We start from the raw sequence: 19,484 nt of genomic DNA, 5'->3' as shown, positions 1-19,484 counted from the left end.
AAAAATTATGAAAGCAGTTTGCTGGCACGGAGCAAACGATGTGCGGGTAGAAACGGTTCCTGATCCCAAAATTCTTAACCCGCGTGATGCCATTATTAAAATTACATCCACAGCAATTTGTGGTTCAGATTTGCATATTTATGATGGCTATATTCCCACCATGCAAAAAGGCGATATCCTGGGGCATGAGTTCATGGGGGAAGTTGTAGAATTAGGTAGTGAAGTAAAGAATGTCAAAATAGGCGTAGACGCGAAGCGGCTTCTCCTTGGAGATCGCGTCGTTGTTCCCTTTACCATTTCCTGCGGTAACTGTTTTTTTTGCCAGCGCGATTTATGGTCTTTATGTGATAACTCCAACCCAAATGCTTGGCTGGTAGAACTGCAAATGGGTCACTCACCAGCAGGCTTATTTGGTTATTCGCACTTATTTGGCGGTTACGCTGGCGGACAAGCAGAATATGTCCGAGTACCCTTTGCAGATGTTGGCTTATTCAAAATTCCCGACCACCTCACAGATGAGCAAGTTCTATTTTTAACTGACATTTTCCCGACTGGTTACATGGCAGCAGAAAACTGCAACATTAAACCCGGCGATGTCGTGGCTATTTGGGGTTGTGGCCCAGTCGGACAATTTGCCATTAAAAGTGCTTTTCTCCTTGGTGCAGAGCGCGTTATTGCCATAGACCGCATTCCCGAACGCCTGCAAATGGCCAAAGAACAAGGCAAAGCTGAAGTCCTCAACTATGAAGAGGTAGACATTGGGGAAGCACTCAAAGAATTGACAGGCGGTCGTGGCCCTGATGCTTGTATTGATGCTGTGGGTATGGAAGCACATGGTACAGATGCGATGGCTTTCTACGACAAAGTAAAACAAGCAGTTCGTCTAGAAACAGACCGTCCAACAGCATTACGTCAAGTAATTCTATCTGCGGGAAAAGGCGGTCATGTCTCAATTGCCGGAGTTTACGGTGGCTTCCTCGACAAAATTCCAATGGGTTCAGCAATGAACAAAGGTTTGACTTTCAAAATGGGACAAACCCATGTCCACAGATACTTAAAACCCTTACTCAATCACATTGAAAACGGCGACCTCGACCCTTCATTCGTAATCACTCACACTCTACCTTTAGACCAAGCACCCCACGGCTACCAAATTTTTAAAGAGAAAAAAGATAACTGTATCAAAGTTGTTCTCAAACCATAAAGTGATTAATTAAATATGACTGACACCAGCGTTAACAAAATAGATTCTAGCCATTCACCCAAAGGTAAACTCGGTCAAAAATATCTAGCTTCTGGTAAAACAGTTTCGATGCGCCTTTGGGAAAATGAACAACCAGGAGAAGATAAACCACCAACAGCACGGGAATATGAAACTGTTGGTTATGTAATTCATGGTCGTGCAGAACTGCACATCGAAGGACAAATGATTTTGCTAGAACCTGGTAGTTCTTGGGTTATTCCCAAAGGTTCACACCACACTTACAAAATCCTCGAATCATTCACCGCCGTAGAAGCCACCAGTCCACCCGCCCAAGTTCATGGACGTGATGAAAATTAAATGTTCATAGTTCACCTGTTGAGGTGAGCAGGGGGGCGGAGGGGCTTCGGGTGCAGGGGAGAGCGTACCTTCCTTCCCCCTTTCACCCCTTTCACCCCTGCACCCTTGCTTGCCTACACAAGTAAGTTTCTTATCCGAACCGTATTGAGGGTGTATGGAGGAAGTCCAGTCCAAAAGTTTACCTGTAAACCCTTTCTCAATCAAAAATCCAAAATGGTATTACCCTTCCGCCAGCAGCTGATAAGTTAGCGTAATGAAAATAATAAATTTTTTTTTGTCAAGTCTAGTTGACGTTTTGTAACAAACTTGTTAAATTTGTTTACATAAGTTAACAAGCAAGGAAAAAAATTATGTATACCACCGTTAATGAAGATGGCGTTTTAAATAACTATGCAACCGAACCCCAGATTTACTACGCTGAATACCCAGCAATTTGGGAACAGCGTCGTTACGTTATCCAAGCTGCCGTTGCAAGTTTGTTTGTAACAGGTTTAGTATTATTTGCTTTTGCAGTTAGCTAAGAGTTTTAGACTTCGGTATCGGTATCTCCCATCGACATTCAGACCTTCTCCTTGAACCTCGGTTAGTTTCGCCGAGGTTTTTTATTATTCGTATAATCACAAAACACAAGCTTCAGCAATTGAGTATTAATACCATTTTGGATTTTAGATTTTGGATTTTGGATTGGGAAATTGCTTACTGGTGAGCTTTTCAGTAACCCATTTGTCGCAATCATTTTTCAAATTGGTATAACAACTTTCCCCAGCTTGTTCACAAGCGCCAATACTCACCCAAGTGCTAGAACCATTTTGCCAGTGTTCTTTTTTCCAAAAGAGTAAGCAATTACATGCTAGAAGTTTAGCAAATCAAAATTTTGGGGTGTATGCAAAATAACGTGTAAGGGTAAAAGAATTGCGATCGCCCTTACCAAAACTCAGCAAGCATTGCTTTTCCAGAGAACTAATTCGGCCAATACCTCGCCAGAGCATCATTGTTACTTATCTTCATAAATAAAAGTAGAAAGAATAGCAAAAATGTCAGAAATTATGCGAAGAGGACTAGTGGATACAGAATACCACCGATATGTGTTTAGTAAGTCCCAGTGATTTTTTTGTAATACCTGACTATCACCATAAGTATAGATAATAATGGGACTTCTCTGTCTTTTCGCTTCATTAAATACGGCTTCAAAGTAATTAAAATCATTTCCAACTCCTAAAATTATAAGACTTCCATGATTTATATTACTGATTTGCATAACATTAGTATTAGGAATTAATATAGATTCTACTTTTTTGAATAAAGGATTCTTTTGAATTTATGCAAATTCAGCATTCATATCCCTATTACATTTATTGGGTGGATCGAATATTTTAATTTTTCTCTCCAAAATTTTAAATAATATTCTTTTTCGTTTAAAAATAGTATCGAGAAATTTGTAAGTGGTAAATGCACCAACAGCTATTGAAGAAAAGATTGTTAAAATACCAATTAACAAATCAAGATTACTTAGGTTTTGATAAATTGTTTGCCCATTCATACTCTTTATTCTACTAAAAAGTATATTTGGTACTTGAGTCTCATCAAGCTAATTAGTAAATTAAAGCATAAAGATTTTATCAGTATAAATTTAATAATATCTGCTTTATCTAGCAATAAAAAATATCAATAAAATATATAAATTAACATTTGTGCCTGTAAGTTAATTGAATTTCATCAGATAAAAATATTAGTCGCTTATTAGAGGTAAAACATAAAATATTTTTATTTTGACTGGAAACTCAGTATAAGTTAGTGTAGATACTTAAAAGATAAAAATATTACTCACTAAAAAAATGTGTCGGCTCACAAAAAAGTCCCGACAGATAGTTAATAATCTCTGAACGGCTGATTTAACGACATGAATGACGATTCTCGCATAAGGATAATTACTGCACTAGCCTGGTGTCTCGCTTGGGACAAAAAGAACAATCTTAGTCAGGATGAACTCAGTAGCCTGCATCAAATGCGACAGGCATTGCAAAAGGGGCAAGATGTGCCAGAAAGTACAAAAACTTTTATTCAACAGGCACAGCGCCTTTACAATACTTTTGAAGACTCTACTCCTCAAACACTTAATGAGTTAAAAGAAAAAGAGGATTACTTAAAACTTTGGGAAGACAAGAGACGCATCGGCTTGGTTTATGGTGGTGCGACTAAGATTAAACAGTATGTTTTTGAAGCTGCGAAATTACCTGATATTCGTGGTGCTTCAGCACTTCTGGACAGAATAAATTTGGTTGATTTACCTGCATTTTTTAGTGAGGGACAACGATCGCTATCTATTGAACAGTGGTTAGATACTAATTTTCCTAATTTAAGAAAAGCTTTAATTCCTGAGCTAATTATTTATTCTACAGGTGGTAGCATTCTGGTATTTTGTCCAGCAGAATTTGTTAATGATTTAGCGAATGCTATTGAAAAACGCTATACTTATGAAACTTTAACAGCTAATTCCTGTGCAGTTGGTGATACTTTTAAGCTATTAGAATTTCGGTTTGGTTTGTTGCAAGAAAAAATTGAAGATACTTTCTGGTTTGATAAGTACGAGAAGAATCAAGACAATCTGATAATTCGGGCTTATTTTGATCAAGCAGAAGTTAACGATCCTTTTGAAAGGTTCCAAAATCGTAAGAATTTTAATGAACTGGTGGGAAAATTAGCAAACCAGTTCACACAAAGACGCAACGGTAATAAACTACCCAAAAAAGAACCAACAGACAAAGAACGTCCAAGTCGCTGCTATCCACCGATATTTGAAACTCATCCTTATGTGCAGAGAGATGAAAGCGATCGCCGTTCTGCAATTATGAAAGTAGAGTTACCAAATAGTAGCTTTTTGTCGGAACCTCTAGCGCGAAAACGCTTGGTAGGAGAGATTGCTAAAGTGGACAGTTCTCACGGTTGGTATAATAACGCCAACTTGGAATGGCAACCTTTTGATATTTGGATCTCAAAATGGGTGAAGAAGTTTGAGGACTTTCTTGATAAAGATGAGAACCAACAATTAGCCAGTCGATATTATGGTAATGTCCATGAAGAAGTAGAACAAGCACGTTCTCTTCGAGAAATTGCATCAGCCAGTAAACCATCAGGATTTGTGGCTTATATATATGCTGATGGTAATAATATGGGTGGTTATATCCGGCAGAAAATTAAAACTCCACAAGATTATCGGCTTTTTAGCGAAGATATTTTTAAGGCTACAGAAAAATCTGTTTACAAAGCATTAGCGGAATATTTGCATCCTTATCAATATACACCTGATGCTAAATCTAGTAGAACTAATAAAGAACCTGTTTGGATTCATCCTTTTGAAATTATTACTATTGGTGGTGATGATGTATTACTAGTTGTTCCTGCTGATAAAGCTTTAGAAATCGCTAAAACTATCGGTGATGAATTTGAAGAATATTTAGGGAGAACTGGACGATATTCATTAGAGCAAACAGCACCTAATTTATTAGCTCATCGCTATAACACAGGTAGTATACCACCTTCTAAATGTTTGTTGAGTATGTCAACTGGTGTATTGATTACAGCACAGGATACGCCAATTTATTATGCAGACAAATTAGTAAGTCAATTACTCAAATCGGCTAAAAAATATGCGAAAGATTTGAAGAAAAAACATAAATATTATGGTGGGACAGTAGATTTTTTAGTTATGAAAGCTGTAACGATGATTTCCTCAAATATTAAGGAGTTTCGAGAAGAAGGATTAATTAAAAATAAAGATGGAGAATCCAAATTAAAGCTATATGCCTCTCCCTATACTTTATATGAATTGGGAGGGTTATTAGAAACGGTTAAAGCATTTAAAAAAGCTGAATTTCCTCGTTCTCAACTATACCAAATCCGCAGTTTACTGGAACGAGGTAAGCGTACAGCTATCCTTAACTATCGTTATTTTCGGATTCGACTAACTAATGAAGTAGCTAAACAAGAATTGAAAGACAACTTTGAATTAGCTTGGTGTCAACCAAAAGATTCATCTAATCATGGAAATTTATCACCTTGGATGTCTTTACAAGAAAGTAATTCACAAGATGCAAAAGAAGCGAAAATGACATACGAAACTATTTGGCGGGAATTAGTAGATTTGTATCCCTTTATTGCTGAAGAAACAGAACCTCTTACCGAACAAGCAACTACACTAGAGGTAAGTTAATGATTTATTTAGATTGCCTTTCTGCTGTTGAAACTGATACTATCCAACTTAAAGCTGTAATTGATACTGCATTATGTGTGGGTGCAGGTGGTTCCTCTGGTTCATTGGCTGATAAACCTATAGTTCGTAATGCACAAGGACAACTTATCATACCCGGTTCGCAGCTTAAAGGAAGATTGCGTCATGAATGCGAAAAGCTGGCACGTAGTTTAGGATGGCAAATATTTTCTGCACCTTCAGCTACATCACTTTGTCCGACTGAAAAAGAGGTAGAAACTCGGTTTAAAAACGATTATACAATTGAAGGCTATCGAGGATATCACTGTTTTATTTCTCAGATATTTGGCGATCCAATTTTACCCTCACGGGTGATTTTTGATGACTTAATTTGCTCTTTTGCGGCGAAAGATTTACCAGAAGTTTTGCGTCCTGGCGTGACAATTAACCGCAGAAGACGCACCGCAGAGGAGAAAAAATTGTATTTGTTAGAAACTTCTCCAGTCAATACTCAATTAAGTTTTGCAGGAGAAATTCATCTGTTACCAAATCACCCAAATTATGCCAAACCCTTGATACTTGCAGCCTTACATCATATTCATGCCTTGGGTGGTAGCAAATCTGCGGGGTTAGGATGGTTGCATTGGGAAGAGTTACCGCAGATTTCTAACGATGATGCAGTTTGGTTAAGTTTATTACCAAAGGCGGAATCATGACACGACTGGAACTAACTATCACAGCTTTATCTCCCCTCGCACCAGGACGACAAAAACCCGGTGGTTCTGTGAGCGAAGTGGAAAACTATATTTCTGGTTCGGTGTTGCGGGGTGCGATCGCCTACCAAATTTTACAACTATCTGGTCAGCAGTCGGCAAATTTAGCAGAGGATGGCGGCAATTTTCAAAGTCTATTTTTAGGGGAAAATCCCGCAATTTTTGGCAATGCTTACCCCGCAGTTGCGAAAATAGACGATAAATCGATAGTTGTAAATCAGTCTATCAAGGTTTTACCTGCAACTGCTGTTAGTTCCAAAACTAATCCTGGCTTTACTTCCAGTCGTGGCGGACATGGAGTTTTTGATACTCTCATCGATGCTTTTTGTGCCACAGCCTATAATCAACCTTACGACCCCAGCGACCCAAAAGCGATCGCAGAAGGCACAAACCCCCAGGTTGAAACTTACAATAGTTTTTATAGCAAAATAGACAATAAATATTACAGCCACGATGCAAGTAGCCGCTTTTTAACACGAGTGGGAATTAATCGCCGTCGCGCCACTGCGGAAGAAGAAATCCTTTACAGCGTACAAGTTTTGAATGAGTCTTTCTTGAAAAATACTAAGACAGATGAATGGGATAAATTTGTTTTTCGGAGTTTTGTTGTAGTTTCCAATGAATCTTTAGCTGAAGAATTGCAAAGATTTATCGAAAGAAATCCCTTGAACTTTCGCATTGGTGGTTCGGCTTCTAGAGGTTTAGGCAAAGTCAAAATTGAAGTTAGCAAAGGACAATCACCAGCGAAAAGCATTAAATCTCGAATTGATGAGTTTAACGAAGCCTTAAAAAATAGATGGAATCTTTGGGCTATTTTTGGTCAACCTCAAGACGATTTATTAACAGGTCGAGTTTATTTTACTCTTGATTTACAATCTGATGCCATTCTTACCGAAAACTGGCAACGCACAACGGTAGTTTCTACCGAGATGTTGAAGAACTTTACCAAAGTTGATTCATCTCTAGAAATGCACGTTGCTTACAGCAGCTATGAATATCGTTCTGGCTGGAACTCTGCTTGGGGGTTGATGAAAGATGTGGAACTTGTCACTACAAAAGGTTCTGTGTATTTGTTTAGTACAACAGAACCAGAAAAATGGTATGCAGCGTTAGAGGATTTGGAAAGTCAAGGAATAGGCGATCGCACCTGTGAAGGTTTTGGACAAGTAGAAGTTTGCAACGAGTTTCATCAAGTTTTTCGGGAGAATGCAAAATGACTCAGATATCAGATCCACAGGTGGCGTTGAAGGTGCAAAAAGCAATTTATCAAGCTGAAGATGATTTAGTGATTGCAATTGAAACAGCTTTGGATAATTGTGAATATATTAAAACGGGCGATAAAAAACTAGAAGAATCACAATTTAATAATTTACTGAGGGTTGCGGATACAACTGATAGTCCAGAGGTAATTAAAAATTTTATTTGTTATCAAGTTGGTAGGGATGAAAAATGGGGAAGAGGTAGAAATTCGCTTGCAGCTAGAATAATTCAAGATATCGATATCTCTTTACAAATAAGAGCTAAACAAATTGTTGCAGATAATCCAGGTGCAGATTTGAAATATATCTGGATACAACTTATCCGTCGTTATATTGGTTACGGTTCGCGTTATTTAAAATATCTCAATGAAGTGAAAAAAAATCCAAATTCATCTGTTGTTGACCCTCGAAATGCAGAAGGAAATCGAGACACAGCAGACGCAAGTAATAAAAATGGTAATTAGCTATTATGTTTGATACTTTTAAGAATCGTTTAGAAATAACAGGAAAACTCTCTAGTGTTACTGCATTACGGATTAGTGCTGGTCGCTCTACTGAGCCAATTGGGGCTGATTTACCCGTAATTAAAGACGCGTTAGAACGACCGTTCATTCCCGGTTCTAGCTTTAAAGGCGCATTGCGATCGCGTCTTGAAAGTTTTTATTAGGAGCAGGAGAATTTTTACAAGGGAAAGACGAAAACCCTTATAAATTTCCTATTAATGATAAACAAGATACTATAATCACTGCCGAAGAAATGTCTTATGGTTTTGGGGTGCAATTAACTTGGACAGGAGAAGATGACAGAGGTGTTCCAGATTTATTTGAGCGTGCTGTTCGTCAATGGCGTGAGATATTACCAAAAGGAGTTGGTGCATGAGTTTTGTGGGATATAAACAAGTCTCATCTCCAGCAGGATTACAAAAATTACTGCAAGATTATTATCAGCAGCCTAGTTATTATTTTCTGCGTTGGGCATATAAAGTTAGTGGTATTTTAGCTGATTTACCAGCAGATTTTTCTAGTCCAGAAGGACAAATGTTTAACACAGAATTAGAGCTACGCTGGAAGCAGAGTAATAACGGTTATCAAGTGTTATTGCTCAGTCGAAATCAGCCTCAAACAGAATCAAAATTTAATCCTATTGGTAAAGATTGGATAACTAGCGATCGCAATGCTTATTTCCATGATAGAGATGAGACTAAATTCCCCCAAGAATTCATCTATCCTGACAAATTTTCTTTAGGTCAGCGATACTTTCAAGACGCTCAAACCTCAAGCATACATTTTGTTGCTTTAACTATCAAAACCTAAAATTATAATTTTTAAATATATGCCAAGAAACTATGACTTTGTATCTTTACCACAACAAAAACCTGATAGAGTCAATATTCAAGCAAAAGATGGAAAGGATAAATTTGGACATGATAAATATCAACTCAACACTCAGCGTTTTAGTGGGAAGTTATTTTTAGATTTAACAGTGGTTTCACCTTTAACTGTAAATTCAGGTATCACTGTGATGGGTAGCGATTTAGCACAACAAACTCTAGATACTACCTCAGCTAAATATGTTGCCACAATTAGTTTAATTCAATCTTCTGTGCAAAACAATCACCGACTTATAATTCCTGGTAGTTCTCTTAAAGGAGTTGTACGCTCAATATATGAAGCCATCACCAGAAGTTGTTTATGTAAAACTAATGCAAAAGTTCCTGATGGCTACAGCGAGTGTAAAGACATCTCACAACTTTGTCCAGCTTGCGTAACATTTGGTGCAATGAGTTGGCTAGGGCTAGTACATTTTCATGATGCGAAATATGACCCTGATAACGATAAACCAGGCTTCCAAACAGGACTGATTACTCCTTTGTTTTCACCGAAACCTGAAGCTGTTGATTTAGAAACTGGTGAAAAAATTTATTATGATAAAAATAATAAAATTCGTGGGCGCAAATTTTATCCACATTCTTACCAAGAAGAAGTAAAACCAACAATTCGCATTCAACAAGCAGAAACAGGTAAAAAGTTTACAACTTATGTAAATTATGCCAACTTAACAAAATCACAACTAGGAACATTATTAATTGCTTTAGGACAAGACCCAGAAAACCGACTAGGATTAAAAATTGGTAGCGGTAAAGCTGTGGGAATGGGAACTATGAAGATAGATGTAGTTAAAATCGAGCAATTAAACATTAATCGTTACTTATCTTATGATTCAAACTCCTCAGATTTAGAATGCAATAAATTACAAGCATTCATTTTAGATGCTATTAAATCTGCTAAACCTCAACCTCAAACAACTCCAGCCAAAAATCAACTTAATAAACCTGTAATTAAATCTGCTAATCAACCATTAGTACAACTAAAGCAGTTACAAGAAATTAAAGCCTTACTAGGGTTAACAAAAAACTCATAGTAGTAATTTAAGGACAAATAACAGTGGAAAGTAAACAATCTTTATCAGAAGATCAGATGTGGAGTACTGCCCATAATATTGCTAAAATGCTTGTTCAAGAACAACAACGCATTGAGGCAAGTAAAGATGGTATTCGTTCGCAATTAGGTAAAGTAATTGCCTACCTACGTGCAAATATTAGCCAGAACCCATCAGCTAATAGTGAAAATTTTTTTAAGTATTTAAAAACACTGGCTGATAGTAGTAAAAGTGTTAAACAAACTGATAGAACTCCTGATTATTGTCGCAGTATTCATAAGACTTGCACTGATTATCTTAAAAATACAGAAGTAAATCCTAAAGATATATTGGAAATTTTGGGCTGGACTTTTCGCTTATTTAATTACTACAAAGTTACTCCTCTAGAAGATTTTGAGAAGCTATCAGTATCAAATCGACAAATGGAAATTCAAACAGTTGCTAAATCTCAAAACCTGCAAATAGGTGACGAGATAGAAGCCAATATAACAAAAATTAGCGGCAATAAAGTGACCTATCAGTTATTAAATATTTTTTCTAAAACTGTCAAAGAACCAAAACACTATACATCATTAAAAATTGGGCAAACAGTCATAGTTGAAATAACTGAGATAGAAGATGGAGTTCCCAAAAAAATTAAATATATTAAACCTAAGTAAATAGTGAAACCCTATAGATTATGTTGTCCATCTGCTACATAAGCGGAATCAGCAACGATTCCGATTAAAGTTACAGAAGTATTTGCCGCAACGTAATAGTAATCAACTCGTGTTGCTAAATTTTTCACCTCTTCAGAAAATCCATCGATATAAATTACTAAAACGGTTGTTTTGTCTAACCAGTTTAATGCTAAGTCAATCTGATTTCTTACTTTTTCTTCTCGTTTGTTTTTCGCATCGTCTTTTGATAATCCAACAAAATCTTGTCCTTCAAGTAGTTTAGAATTAATCAAATCTAAAACTAAAATATCTCCTAGTGGTTTTTTGGGCTTCCGCTTTTGATTCCAAAACCTAACTTTAGCAAAACCTCTAGTTCGCAATAGCTTACAATCATCGGGTTCTGTTGTATCATCGCTGGGTAAATAATAATCAACAACTGTTGAACCGATTACTCTTTCGCGCTGTAAAGAACGCTTGACACTCTCAACCTCAGCCTGGACTAAATCTGTAATTTTATTTTCTACTTCTCTGTTAATTAATTGACTGGCTAATTTTTTCGCATCATCTAAATTTTTACCTATAGCAAAGGCTAAAAAAGTACCTAAAAAGCCAAATACGACTAAGGTAAATTGCATTGCTGCAACAAATCTGTTAAAGCTTTCACCTAGTTGACCATTGGTAGCCTTGAGAAATTCTAACTGGCTTTTAAGTAGTTCAATATCATTGAGGTTTTTCGCAGGGGTTAATACTGGTGAAGGTGTGGCTGTTGGTGTTGGAGTTTGGGCAATAACCAAATCCCAAAGGTGGGATAAATCAATTGTAGGTAGCCAATCCATAGGTAGTTTGTGTATAGCGATTATTTCTTCATTTAATCATGCGCGATCGCACACATTATTGTATTCCAACTTTAACTTAAGCGATCGCACTCCCTTAACAACATTGGAACTACATTAAACAACTACTCCGTATCCTGTGTACGGACGTTTATATGGTGGCTGCAAACCTAAAACAATATCTTCTTTTTGTACTCCCATCTCTAATAGTTCTTGTGCTAAATCCACATCTGTCATATTCTGCTGAATCCAGATTTTATCATTTTTAATATCAAAATGAATAACAGTGTGATACACACGACTTAAACCATTCCAACCTATACGCATCAATTGATAGTGGTCGTGCATTGTATCAAATATTAATTCGTTTTCAATCTCTTCACGTTGAGGTTTATACTTACTGTGTTTTGCTAATATTTCTTGGATAGATTGGCGGTATTGCTCTAGTTTGTCCATCTCACAATCACTTCCATAATTGGATCGTATATTATTAGTTTTAGTTGATGTCGCCGCACGGCAATTTTAGCAAGTTTAGTCTGAAAAAAGGTTTCATAAGCATCAACTGGAACTGCTAAATATAACTGACGTTCTGGTTCGTTTTCTTCCAGTGCAATTTGATTCGCATTATTACCCAATCCAGTAATTGATGATATTTTCATCCCCGTCAGGGGTAATTAATTGAAAACCAGTTGCTATGATCAGTGCTTACGGCATTATCGTGGATGTTTCCATCCCCGTGAGGGGTAATTAATTGAAAACACCAAGCCTTTTCAGCATTCCAAAGCGGAAGATTGATAGGGTTTCCATCCCCGTGAGGGGTAATTAATTGAAAACAAAAGGGTATATTAAAACCCACCGCCCACCTAATTCACTGTTTCCATCCCCGTGAGGGGTAATTAATTGAAAACCTTTGTTATCAGCAAACGCGAGTGACCACGCGATCAGTTTCCATCCCCGTGAGGGGTAATTAATTGAAAACTGAATTAATAATCAGACAATTGTACGTCACCCAAGGCGGAGTTTCCATCCCCGTGAGGGGTAATTAATTGAAAACCATTGTAGACGATCAATTGGTTACTGTCTTTCCGATCAAAGTTTCCATCCCCGTGAGGGGTAATTAATTGAAAACACCTTTGGAAGATATTCGCAGGGAAGTTTTACAAAGTTTCCATCCCCGTGAGGGGTAATTAATTGAAAACTTTCAGAGCGGAAGACTTATAGGTGGGGGAATATCCCTGTTTCCATCCCCGTGAGGGGTAATTAATTGAAAACATCTTGGGGCATTCTTTGAAAATACGGCACAATATGGTTTCCATCCCCGTGAGGGGTAATTAATTGAAAACAATACCAAAGGCCTTTAGATCCTTGCTATTCTTTAGAGTTTCCATCCCCGTGAGGGGTAATTAATTGAAAACACTTTCTGCAGATCAAATTAATTTGTTCAATGTAATGGGTTTCCATCCCCGTGAGGGGTAATTAATTGAAAACACTACCCTTTTGGAACACTTGCTACAACTGGGTTTGAAAGTGCCATTTTCGCGGGGGGTCTGATTTTACTGTCAATAAGCATACTTTATTGACAATTAGACACCATCACAGACACCTCAAAGCCTTACTGAGTAAGTGATTCGCGGGGGTCAACGAAAGAATCAGGGTTTCAAGCATTGCCTTACCCCCGCGAAAAATTTGCGTGTGAAAAGTAAAAATCAAGACTTTAACTTTCACCAGGAAACGCAATATTAAGTTTTCAAGGTTCTGCTTTCTTGGCAAAGAGTATACCAAACTACTCCTCAGTTTTTAAAGCGCGTCTTGCCAACTTGACATAAGTCTTCACCGTTTCATAAGGCATCTCTAAATCTTCTGCCACTACCTGCAACGACTCTCCCATTTCCCGCCTTGCTAAAATTGTCGCCCATTTTGAGGCTATTTCATCTGCTCGTTCTCCACCTGTTCGTTTGCGTCGTGCTTTAAATATCTGTGTTAAATCTTCAATGCGTTTCGCCAAGACAGTTTGCACATCAGGTATATCTTGAACCACTTGAGATGACCAACCAAAACGTGTTTGTCCCAAGCCAAAAGTAGTTTTGTGTCCAGTACCGCAGTAAGGTGCAAGTTTGCCTAAAGCATAAAATAATTGCTCAAATTGTGGCTGCTTGGCTGCTTCCTTTGCCAAAGTTAACTCTATCGCACCAGTAAATCCTGTGACTGCGCCTTTCTTTCCAGCAAGTACCTTTGCAGTTGTAAGTTGACAACGGGTAATCAATACATAATCCTCTACCCAAGCCAAAAAAGCATCCTGGTCAAAAGACATCCCCGAAAAATCATTCCAGCGTCGCAGGTAGCTATGAAATACATTTACTGGTACTGGTAAGGGGAAATGATGACCTTTGCGGCGAAAACTTGTCGGACTGAGAAATTTTAAAGCAATAGTGTCACTATGCTCAGATTCTAGAAGTTGGGCATAAGTTGTGGGAGAATGAGCAATACTAACAGAATGAATTTGCAAAGGTGCATTTCTTAACTCAAGTACTTCTGGCAAATTTTTTACCCACTGCACCATCCATTGTTGCACTCGACGAGATAAAGCTGTGACATACCAACGATAGCAAGTGTTTGCAGATAATTGTATTTGTCTGCCACTACTAATCATCTCTCCATTTAAAGCTGAGATAGTAAAAGGTTTTTCTGACTCACCATCATGGAGGTAAGCAGAAAGTTCTGGGTCTTGGGAACGTACTTGTTCCAAAAACCAGGCGTGGAGTCCAATAGTGTACTGTGGGAAGAGGTCACAATCTTTTGCTGGGACTAACTCAAATTCTAAGCCGATTAACTCTGTGTCTGGCGGCCATGTCAGCTTATATGGAGAGGTATCTGCCTTTTTTTGAGAACGTCGAGGCACGGTGTTATTTGAATCACAGTCCTTGTATTTTATCTTGTTTCATCCCCACAAGGGGATAATAAAAAATCCCTAGCAAACGGTTTAGGCGATCGCTAGGGATAATAATATTGTTATGCCACGCTATAAAAACGCAGGTGTTTCGGTAGTCAATCAACTTAAAGCTTTATTCTTGGGTAAATTTCTCACTCCTTGCACATCAAAAATAATCAAAAACTTGATATTTTTGCTTGAATGTTGCAACACTTGTAAATAAGCAACTGCATCATCACGGCGACGAAATCTTGCAATAACATTAGAAATATCGCCAGCATTATCTGACAGTTGTTGATTAGATAAAACCCGAATAATGCACCAAGGATGCAGTTGCTCTTGATAGGTCATTATAACCACCTTGCAAATGTTATAAAATACCCAGAAATTCAGCTTTAAAATTGACTATTATCAAAGTAGCTAATGAGTATTTGTTAAGACAGAGCAAGATGCTATTGACAAATTACTTAAACTATGAGTCATGCTGATTAAAGCATAACCAATGCAAAACCTGTTCAGGAATCTCCTCAAAATGTTCTAGAAAAAAATCCATCAAAGCCAAATGAAGTAAATCATTATGTGTGGGATAGCGTCGATTAGAGCTACTTCTGAACCAACCTCTTACTGTTGAATCAGAACGGGAACATATTAAGGCAATTAGTTCATAACTTACAGACCATTTGGCATAAAATTGTGCTGGTGTCATACTCAATTCCCAATTGCTATAGAGTAAAATCAGACGTTGTTCGCGTGCGGTGATTCGACGAAGATTAGACATAGTGAATAAGTAAAAAGTAAAAAGTAAAAAGGCAAAAGAAAGAGCCAAGATTAGAAGTCGTAAAAAGTGGTAGGTTGGGTGTAACGAAGTGAACCCCAACATTATTAAGACTTATGCAACTGGCAATTTTTCCTGTAGGGTGTGTGACGCAGCAAGAAGATTTGAACGTAGTCATGAGACTTATAGCGTCACGCACCAACCACCAATTACGACACCTGCATAAGTCCTGATTGTTTAACGTGATTTGGACAGAACCTAACCCCAACCCTGCTTGTAGCTAAAGCTGCTCAAAATCTATAACTGAGTACCAAAAAATGAGGGTCTTAAGCCTCTCCCCGCGTCGGGGAGAGGTTTGGAGAGGGGTTCTTCCAAATTTATTACATGATTAGTGAGAATCTAAATGTGTGATAATGATGCTTTGTTCCTCCGTATAATGCCAGTAAAATCTTTTCGCCATTGATGCAGAAGAACTCCAAATTTCACTATCTTTGCAGTAATAGCGATGGGTTCTTAAACTGCGATATGCAGGGCCATTATTAGCGAAACATTCAAAAGCTTTATCGTATTGTTTGCGGTCTTTTAGAGATAACGAATCAAGTTGTTTTTGGGCTTTTGCAGCGAAAATCAAACGGAATTTAACAGCTTGAATGTGCATTCAAAAGTTTCCAAATGTGCAAACTCGACCGAAGCGTAGAGACTTTTGCACAGGTGGAGCGCGTGCTTTTTTCTCAGCGTTCATTTTGCGATAATTTATGTGGGTAAGTAGTTAAACATAATTAATTACACAAAGTCATTGCGAATGGAGCGAAGCGAAATGAAGCAATCGCAAGGGCTGGGATTGCTTCGCTTCGCTCGCAATGACTGTAATTAATTTTGCGTGGTTACTTAATACTTTGTTTGCGGTTGCGTGAGCTAAACTATAAACGCCGCGTCATCTACTACAAACTCAGGTTGTGTTCCCAACACTGCAACTTTGCAACGGTTGTGTGCAGACATAGGGTAAAATCTCACTTGGTCTTCGCGTTTATTCACAAGTCGAAACAGGTATTTGGATAAAGTTTCATATTGATTTTCATCCAACACACACTCAAAAACCGACTTCTGCACCCGCAAACCATAAGACTCTAAAAGTTTTGCGACTTTGTTGCGACGTGTATCACTAACAATGTCGTAACAAACTAAATAAAACATTATTGTTTCACCAGCTTTAGAGGAACAGTTGGCGGTTTAGTAGTGTTGATGAAATCAGAATTTGCAGGATGAAACTTCAACGCCAAGGGACGATAAAATTCTACATCTCCCAGTAGAGATGCAAGATATTCTCGCACCTGTAAATCAAGACATTGGCGATAACTTATTTCTCCACCATAAGGATGTAGCACAAAAGTGCGTAGTTTTCCTTCCCAATGTTGGAGAAACTTTTGCAGAAGTTTGTGAGAGTGGTTTTTCCCGTTACCATTACCATTACCATTAGTATTAGCTAAATTTCGGACAAAATTGAGCATCAAGTCATCAACCATCAGTGCGCGAAATTCTGCGGTAAAGTCCCATGCTAAAGGTAGTTCATCATGCTCTTTGTGGTGTAAAATTGCATAATTGGGGTCGAGTCCTACTGTATTTAGCAGTGTGTAAATATATTGGTGTAGCAGTTGGTTGCCTAAATCGATGAGTCCACTAATACGCTTTCTATTGATATATGGAGAACTATTGTAGAAGCTGAGTAAAGAAGTCAAAGCACAGTAATAAATATTATCAGCTTCTTCGCTGTATTCCTGTAGTTCTTCGATTCCTGGTGCTACTGATAAATTATCCATCAAGAGCATTAGATAATTTAATGCTCTTTGGGTTGTGTAATTAGCATAGTGACGATTCCAGTTTTGCAAAAGAGTATGCTGATTGTGCAGTTTTGCCCAGATAATACTTTCTGCTATAGCGCGGTTAAATTCAGTCTTGCTTGCGTGTCTACGCTGGTAGCTGAAATATTTAGCTCGTGTTTGGGATGGGTTTTCTAGTCTGCCTAAATATTCACCAGTTTGGGTTAGATATAAGACGGGAATCTGATATGAAGTAACAAGTTTAATTACTTCTTTTGGTAAACTGATATTCCCAAAAATGATGAACTGATTGATATTCCGAATTGGAATACAGATGCGTTGATTTTGTTGATGCAACACCTTTAAATATTGGTGTTGAATTTGGAATGTTACGTCTTGTTCTGTGATGTAAATGGTAGACATAAATTGAAGTCAACTAGGTTTAGTTGTAGGTAAAAAACTTTTCTTTCTTTACCTATGTTTCAATTTTTTCATGTTGATATATGGGTTCATATTTGCGTTTAAGCAATTTTTATATGACTTGGTATATGAGTTATATGAGTTGCTAACAAGGCATTAAAAAAAGCTGGAAATAAGTAACCACGCAAAATTAATTACAGTCATTGCGAGCGAAGCGAAGCAATCCCAGCCCTTGCGATTGCTTCATTTCGCTTCGCTCCATTCGCAATGACTTTGTGTAATTAATTATGTTTAACTACTTAGTATCCCAGACTTAAGCATATCTAAAATAATAAAGTGATTATTTATACTTTTTGTTGATTTAGCCAAGCTTCGAGTTCAGCCACTTCTGAGAAATTTAACAACTCTTCTCCCCATCCAGGGGTAAAAGCACAGTCACAGGTAAAATAGATGTACGCCAAGCCTCCATCCCCAAACCCCACAAACCACCATGAAACAAATTACCCTTGCAGAACTTCCCGAAACTGTCCAAAACCTAATTAACCAAGCTCAAAAAACAGGCGAACCCCTCACTATCATCCAAAATGGTGTCCCCTTCGCCATCATATCCCCCATTCAGAAAAAATCACTCCTGCAAACACTTTCTACCCTTGAACCATTGGACGAAGACTTTGCCGACGTGGACGAAGGATTATTGCCCTTAGAGGGTGTTTGAAAAAAGGAATTAAAACTCAATGAGTTTTTGCAAATTTTAGGAACCATCGGCGTAAAGTTTCCATCCCCGTGAGGGGTAAAGGAATTAAAACCTCTGATTGTAGCCACAGCAATGCCTGGGCTGGAAATAGTTTCCATCCCCGTGAGGGGTAAAGGAATTAAAACAAAAAGATGAAAGCTCAAAAATTGGCGTTGATTGGGATAGTTTCCATCCCCGTGAGGGGTAAAGGAATTAAAACAAAGCATAGAAGAACAAATACAATCAATTCTCATGGAGATGTTTCCATCCCCGTGAGGGGTAAAGGAATTAAAACAGTTTTCTGGTGTGAACTTTGACCGTGACTATCCAACTGGTTTCCATCCCCGTGAGGGGTAAAGGAATTAAAACCGTATATATTAGCAATGGGAAGTACGAGGAAGCGAAAAATGTTTCCATCCCCGTGAGGGGTAAAGGAATTAAAACTTTTGAAGACAAAAATTGGAGCAAATTAGTAGAAAAGTTTCCATCCCCGTGAGGGGTAAAGGAATTAAAACAAGACAGTAAGCGGGTTTTTGTTCCGTGCAGTACTGGTTTCCATCCCCGTGAGGGGTAAAGGAATTAAAACGTTTTTTTGGACAACAAACGCTCGTTACCTACCAGGTTTCCATCCCCGTGAGGGGTAAAGGAATTAAAACACTTTGTCTGGAATGGTTCAACTCCCCTGAAACCCAAGGTTTCCATCCCCGTGAGGGGTAAAGGAATTAAAACAAAATAAAAGAAGAAATGTTGGCAAAGCTGCCAGCAAGGTTTCCATCCCCGTGAGGGGTAAAGGAATTAAAACATCAGCATCAGCGAGAACGGAGAGAAGAGTTGGGTTGAGGTTTCCATCCCCGTGAGGGGTAAAGGAATTAAAACATGAATATATCTGGTCTACGCATCGAACATGGAATGGGTTTCCATCCCCGTGAGGGGTAAAGGAATTAAAACAACTTTTCAGCGGGCTGGAAAGATGCAACTCAAGTCGTTTCCATCCCCGTGAGGGGTAAAGGAATTAAAACTCTTTGTCTGCCACATTGTTACTTAAGAAGGGCGGAGAACGTTTCCATCCCCGTGAGGGG

At 38.1% G+C, this 19,484-nt stretch carries 23 protein-coding genes, 1 pseudogene and 2 CRISPR repeat arrays (1 of these 26 running past the window's edge); of the genes and pseudogenes, 12 read left to right on the top strand and 12 right to left on the bottom strand.

Annotation, left to right across the window (positions count from 1 at the left end; all coding sequences use genetic code 11):
* The first annotated feature begins 7 nt into the window (after window positions 1-7).
* The 3 genes from H6G79_RS08000 to psb34 all read left to right on the top strand — a co-directional run bounded on the left by H6G79_RS08000 (window position 8) and on the right by psb34 (window position 2,082).
* On the top strand, window positions 8-1,204 hold the full coding sequence (locus H6G79_RS08000) for a zinc-dependent alcohol dehydrogenase (protein ID WP_190588559.1): 1,197 nt from the start codon (window positions 8-10) through the stop codon (window positions 1,202-1,204).
* Between the two features lie 15 nt (window positions 1,205-1,219).
* Window positions 1,220-1,561, top strand: coding sequence for a cupin domain-containing protein (locus H6G79_RS07995; RefSeq protein ID WP_190588560.1), 342 nt, complete (start codon window positions 1,220-1,222; stop codon window positions 1,559-1,561).
* A gap of 350 nt (window positions 1,562-1,911) precedes the next feature.
* The gene (gene psb34 / locus H6G79_RS07990; RefSeq protein WP_190588561.1) at window positions 1,912-2,082 is read left to right on the top strand and encodes a photosystem II assembly protein Psb34; all 171 of its coding nucleotides are present in this window, start codon (window positions 1,912-1,914) and stop codon (window positions 2,080-2,082) included.
* 345 nt (window positions 2,083-2,427) lie between these two features.
* Here psb34 and H6G79_RS37275 read toward each other — a convergent pair whose 3' ends face one another.
* A complete protein-coding gene (locus H6G79_RS37275) occupies window positions 2,428-2,553 on the bottom strand; it encodes a hypothetical protein (protein WP_277877221.1) in 126 nt (41 codons plus the stop codon).
* Between the two features lie 326 nt (window positions 2,554-2,879).
* Entirely contained in the window at window positions 2,880-3,101 is a 222-nt protein-coding gene (locus H6G79_RS07985) for a hypothetical protein (protein ID WP_190588562.1), read from the bottom strand.
* A 360-nt stretch (window positions 3,102-3,461) separates the two neighbouring features.
* Between H6G79_RS07985 and cas10 the strand changes: the two genes are divergently transcribed.
* The 9 genes and pseudogenes from cas10 to H6G79_RS07940 all read left to right on the top strand — a co-directional run bounded on the left by cas10 (window position 3,462) and on the right by H6G79_RS07940 (window position 10,898).
* Window positions 3,462-5,771 (top strand): type III-B CRISPR-associated protein Cas10/Cmr2, encoded by a 2,310-nt coding sequence (gene cas10, locus H6G79_RS07980; protein ID WP_190588563.1) that lies wholly within the window; start codon window positions 3,462-3,464, stop codon window positions 5,769-5,771.
* Window positions 5,771-6,484, top strand: coding sequence for an RAMP superfamily CRISPR-associated protein (locus H6G79_RS07975; RefSeq protein WP_190588564.1), 714 nt, complete (start codon window positions 5,771-5,773; stop codon window positions 6,482-6,484). The genes cas10 and H6G79_RS07975 overlap by 1 nt, the downstream gene beginning before the upstream one ends.
* Window positions 6,481-7,758, top strand: coding sequence for a CRISPR-associated RAMP protein Csx10 (csx10, locus tag H6G79_RS07970; protein ID WP_190588565.1), 1,278 nt, complete (start codon window positions 6,481-6,483; stop codon window positions 7,756-7,758). Before H6G79_RS07975 ends, csx10 begins: the two co-directional genes overlap by 4 nt.
* A gap of 32 nt (window positions 7,759-7,790) precedes the next feature.
* Window positions 7,791-8,264, top strand: coding sequence for a hypothetical protein (locus H6G79_RS07965; protein WP_313933895.1), 474 nt, complete (start codon window positions 7,791-7,793; stop codon window positions 8,262-8,264).
* A gap of 5 nt (window positions 8,265-8,269) precedes the next feature.
* A pseudogene (locus H6G79_RS07960) lies at window positions 8,270-8,461 on the top strand (RAMP superfamily CRISPR-associated protein); the annotation flags it as partial.
* 95 nt (window positions 8,462-8,556) lie between these two features.
* Complete coding sequence (locus H6G79_RS37270) at window positions 8,557-8,679, top strand: hypothetical protein (protein WP_277877220.1); 123 nt, start codon at window positions 8,557-8,559, stop codon at window positions 8,677-8,679.
* Window positions 8,676-9,113, top strand: coding sequence for a hypothetical protein (locus tag H6G79_RS07950; RefSeq protein WP_190588567.1), 438 nt, complete (start codon window positions 8,676-8,678; stop codon window positions 9,111-9,113). Before H6G79_RS37270 ends, H6G79_RS07950 begins: the two co-directional genes overlap by 4 nt.
* Before the next feature lie 19 nt (window positions 9,114-9,132).
* Window positions 9,133-10,221: an RAMP superfamily CRISPR-associated protein gene (locus H6G79_RS07945; protein WP_190588568.1), complete on the top strand. Its 1,089-nt coding sequence runs from the start codon at window positions 9,133-9,135 to the stop codon at window positions 10,219-10,221.
* A gap of 23 nt (window positions 10,222-10,244) precedes the next feature.
* The gene (locus H6G79_RS07940) at window positions 10,245-10,898 is read left to right on the top strand and encodes a hypothetical protein (protein WP_190588569.1); all 654 of its coding nucleotides are present in this window, start codon (window positions 10,245-10,247) and stop codon (window positions 10,896-10,898) included.
* Window positions 10,899-10,909: 11 nt separating this feature from the next.
* Here H6G79_RS07940 and H6G79_RS07935 read toward each other — a convergent pair whose 3' ends face one another.
* The 10 genes from H6G79_RS07935 to H6G79_RS36635 all read right to left on the bottom strand — a co-directional run bounded on the left by H6G79_RS07935 (window position 10,910) and on the right by H6G79_RS36635 (window position 18,133).
* A complete protein-coding gene (locus H6G79_RS07935; protein WP_190588570.1) occupies window positions 10,910-11,734 on the bottom strand; it encodes a hypothetical protein in 825 nt (274 codons plus the stop codon).
* 114 nt (window positions 11,735-11,848) lie between these two features.
* The gene (locus H6G79_RS07930) at window positions 11,849-12,187 is read right to left on the bottom strand and encodes a XisI protein (protein WP_015113645.1); all 339 of its coding nucleotides are present in this window, start codon (window positions 12,185-12,187) and stop codon (window positions 11,849-11,851) included.
* Complete coding sequence (locus H6G79_RS07925; protein ID WP_242048246.1) at window positions 12,175-12,366, bottom strand: element excision factor XisH family protein; 192 nt, start codon at window positions 12,364-12,366, stop codon at window positions 12,175-12,177. Before H6G79_RS07925 ends, H6G79_RS07930 begins: the two co-directional genes overlap by 13 nt.
* Window positions 12,367-12,382: 16 nt before the next feature.
* Window positions 12,383-13,219: a CRISPR direct-repeat array (repeat unit 35 nt; unit sequence GTTTCCATCCCCGTGAGGGGTAATTAATTGAAAAC).
* A gap of 295 nt (window positions 13,220-13,514) precedes the next feature.
* Complete coding sequence (cas6, locus tag H6G79_RS07920; RefSeq protein WP_190588571.1) at window positions 13,515-14,630, bottom strand: CRISPR-associated endoribonuclease Cas6; 1,116 nt, start codon at window positions 14,628-14,630, stop codon at window positions 13,515-13,517.
* A gap of 150 nt (window positions 14,631-14,780) precedes the next feature.
* Complete coding sequence (locus H6G79_RS07915) at window positions 14,781-15,011, bottom strand: hypothetical protein (protein WP_190588572.1); 231 nt, start codon at window positions 15,009-15,011, stop codon at window positions 14,781-14,783.
* 121 nt (window positions 15,012-15,132) lie between these two features.
* Entirely contained in the window at window positions 15,133-15,438 is a 306-nt protein-coding gene (locus H6G79_RS07910; protein ID WP_190588573.1) for a hypothetical protein, read from the bottom strand.
* 385 nt (window positions 15,439-15,823) lie between these two features.
* Entirely contained in the window at window positions 15,824-16,093 is a 270-nt protein-coding gene (locus H6G79_RS07905) for a hypothetical protein (protein WP_190588574.1), read from the bottom strand.
* Window positions 16,094-16,350: 257 nt separating this feature from the next.
* Window positions 16,351-16,629, bottom strand: coding sequence for a CRISPR-associated endonuclease Cas2 (gene cas2 / locus H6G79_RS07900; RefSeq protein ID WP_190588575.1), 279 nt, complete (start codon window positions 16,627-16,629; stop codon window positions 16,351-16,353).
* Window positions 16,629-17,675 carry a CRISPR-associated endonuclease Cas1 gene (gene cas1, locus H6G79_RS07895; RefSeq protein WP_190588576.1) on the bottom strand — a complete coding sequence of 349 codons (1,047 nt, stop codon included), beginning with the start codon at window positions 17,673-17,675 and terminating at the stop codon, window positions 16,629-16,631. Before cas1 ends, cas2 begins: the two co-directional genes overlap by 1 nt.
* 341 nt (window positions 17,676-18,016) lie before the next feature.
* On the bottom strand, window positions 18,017-18,133 hold the full coding sequence (locus tag H6G79_RS36635; RefSeq protein ID WP_242048245.1) for a DUF4351 domain-containing protein: 117 nt from the start codon (window positions 18,131-18,133) through the stop codon (window positions 18,017-18,019).
* A 235-nt stretch (window positions 18,134-18,368) separates the two neighbouring features.
* Window positions 18,369-19,484: direct repeats of the CRISPR family, unit length 35 nt; unit sequence GTTTCCATCCCCGTGAGGGGTAAAGGAATTAAAAC (it continues 15 nt past the right edge of the window).

Origin of the sequence: Anabaena sp. FACHB-83 (assembly GCF_014697485.1) — a bacterium.
In the GTDB taxonomy this organism is placed as follows: Bacteria; Cyanobacteriota; Cyanobacteriia; order Cyanobacteriales; family Nostocaceae; genus Nostoc_B.
Note: the sequence above shows the minus strand (reverse complement) of the source record. Positions and strands in the feature narration are given on the sequence as shown.